We start from the raw sequence: 2,619 nt of genomic DNA on the forward strand, positions 1-2,619 counted from the left end.
CGATCGGGTCTTCGCCCACCGCAGCCATGTCATCGGTGAAAGACCCTCTCACCACAGCAACACCGCACCAGGGAGCTGTTTCCATGAGCGCCGAGACTCCTGTCGCCCCCAGTCTGCCCACTCGCTGGAGGCTGCAGTTCCGCGCCTGGCGGGGTTCGAGGCCGTTCTGGGCCGGCGTACTTGTCATGATCGGCGGTGTCCCGATCATGTACTTCCCTTACGCGCACCTCTCGATCGGTCAGCTGACGATCCGCATGTCCACAACGGCGGGCGCGGGATCACTGATCATCGGAGCCCTGCTCGTGGTCCTGGGCTTCAGCCTCTGGTTCCAGAAGCACGTACGGACCTTCGCCGGTACCGCCGCGATCCTGCTGGGACTGGTGTCCCTCCCGGTCTCCAACTTCGGCGGGTTCGTCATCGGCTTCCTGCTGGCCCTGATCGGCGGCGCGCTGGCCATCGCCTGGGCGCCCGGTGTGCCGGAGGAGTCGACGAAGTACGGGGTGCCCGCAGGAGACGGCACGGATGCGACACCTACCGCTGCGGAGCCTGTCCTCCCGATGTCCGCCGAGGCCGGCGACGGCACGGATACGGCGGCCGAGCCGGGCGGACTGAACATGAGCAAGTCGAACGAGCCGTACGAGCCGAACGATCTGTCAGGAACGAGCCCGGTGAACGGGGCGAACGGGAGGCACAGTGCCGGCTGACGAGGTGACCCACGGGACTGACGTGGAAGCGTCCCGCGGGAGAACCGGGCCGCGGCACGCGGCCCCGAGGAAGCCGCTGTTCACCAGGTTCCATATGCCCGCCGGAAAGGCGATAGCCCTGGCGGCTATGCCCACCGCGGTGCTCATGGGCATGGGGTTCACGCCGACGCTCGCACGTGCCGATGACCAGCCGACGACGAACAGCATGACGGCTGAGGAATACCAGAAGTGCGTCGAGGTGGTGACCGGCGCCGCGGACGGTACGGACACGGCGGCGACACCCTCCGCGTCCACCAGCTCCTCCCCCTCGTCGTCCGACGGCGGGGACACGGAGCCGAAGCCGTCCCCGTCGGCCACGGACTCGGGCTCTGACTCGGGTTCCTCGGGCGACTCGTCGGATTCAGGTTCCGACGACGCGGCCGAGCCGACTCCGACGCCGTCCGCGAGCAAGACGACGTCCAGTGGCAGCACCGGCGGCGACAGCGACAAGGCCACCCCCACGCCCTCGGCGAGCGCGAGCGCCACCGAGGAGAGCGGCGGAGGCCTGCTGGACACCATCGGCGACGCGATCACGGGCATCTTCACGGGTGACAGCGACTCGTCGAGCGACACGGCGTCCTCGACGGGCACGGAGTCGACGGAGACCAGTGAGGCCGCCGACAGCGCCACTCCGACGCCGACCGCGTCACCGGCGCCGACCGCGGAAGCGGCCGGCAAGGGCACGACCGGCAGCACCACGGTGAAGGACACGACGGCGAAGGTCACCGGGGTCCTCAAGGACACCGTCAAGGACACGACCAAGGCGTCCGAGGCCACCAAGGAGACGGCCGAGAAGGCGGTCACTGCCGCCACCGCGTCCCCGAGTCCCTCGGCCAGTTCGAGCGTGGACCCGGACGACTGCCCCGCCGAAGCCACCGACGACGAGGGCGGCGTCGACAACTCGACCACGCTGCCTGCCGACCCGTGGATCCTGCAGGCCAGTTCGCTGACGCTCAACGGCGCGGACTACCAGGGCATAGTCAAGGTGCGCACCGCCGACGGCACGGTCAAGGAGGTCCTGAAGTACGTGATCTCCGGCGGCACGACGATCGGTGACCTGCACCAGACCTTCAAGGACCCCCTGTCGGGCAAGACCTACCACGCGCAAGCGGCCAAGGGCACGGACTCCACGATCAAGGGAGGCAAGACGATCATGTACACGGAGAGCATCTCCGGCAACCTGCTCGGCCTGATCCCCGTGACGTTCAGCCCGAAGAGCCCGCCGCCCCTGAACATCCCGTGGATCTACTTCACGAACGTGAAGGTCGTCCAGGCAGGCCAGTTCGGCGGCACGTTGACGATCGACGGCCTGCACCAGTACACGACCTGAGCGATCAGAACCCCGTTCGGGAGCCGCACCGAGACCTGTGGCCCGGCCGTACCGCCTCTGGCGGGGGTCGGGCCACAGGTCTGTGCTGGGGCGCGGCTAGTGTTCGAACGAACTGGCGAATTAAAGGTTCCTTAAAAGCTTTTCCAATGTCATGATGATCCGGTCCCTGCAGGAAGAGGGGCACGGGGGGCGCGTGTTGACCGCACGGGCAGCAGAGACGGGGGTCTCAGAACTTCCTGACTTTTCCTACGCGGCAGGCCGCCGGTGACACAACCGGTCGGCTGTGGCCGAGTGTTCGTTGTGCTTTCTTCCTGCCGGACGTGAGACCGTCCATTCGGATCGACCATCCAGGCAGGCATCAACGTGCGAACAACTCCAGGAAGATCTCAACGAAGCCGTCCGCGAAGAGTGTTCGCGACCATTGCGCTCGCGACTGCCACTGCTGTGCTCGCCGGACTGGTGTCCGCCGCACCCGCGGCCGCCGACGAGCCGGGGGACAACCCGGCCGACCCGTGGCTGCGCGACCTCCGTATCAGCCTTGGTGAG

2 protein-coding genes are annotated in these 2,619 nt (G+C 67.5%); both read left to right on the forward strand.

Annotated features, from left to right (window positions below; all coding sequences use genetic code 11):
- Positions 1 to 83: 83 nt before the first annotated feature.
- Positions 84 to 704: a DUF6114 domain-containing protein gene (locus STRTUCAR8_RS03880; protein WP_044471591.1), complete on the forward strand. Its 621-nt coding sequence runs from the start codon at positions 84 to 86 to the stop codon at positions 702 to 704.
- Positions 694 to 2,073: a hypothetical protein gene (locus STRTUCAR8_RS03885; protein WP_044471592.1), complete on the forward strand. Its 1,380-nt coding sequence runs from the start codon at positions 694 to 696 to the stop codon at positions 2,071 to 2,073. Before STRTUCAR8_RS03880 ends, STRTUCAR8_RS03885 begins: the two co-directional genes overlap by 11 nt.
- Positions 2,074 to 2,619: the final 546 nt, after the last annotated feature.

Origin of the sequence: Streptomyces turgidiscabies Car8 (assembly GCF_000331005.1) — a bacterium.
GTDB classification, from domain to species: domain Bacteria; phylum Actinomycetota; class Actinomycetes; order Streptomycetales; family Streptomycetaceae; genus Streptomyces; species Streptomyces turgidiscabies.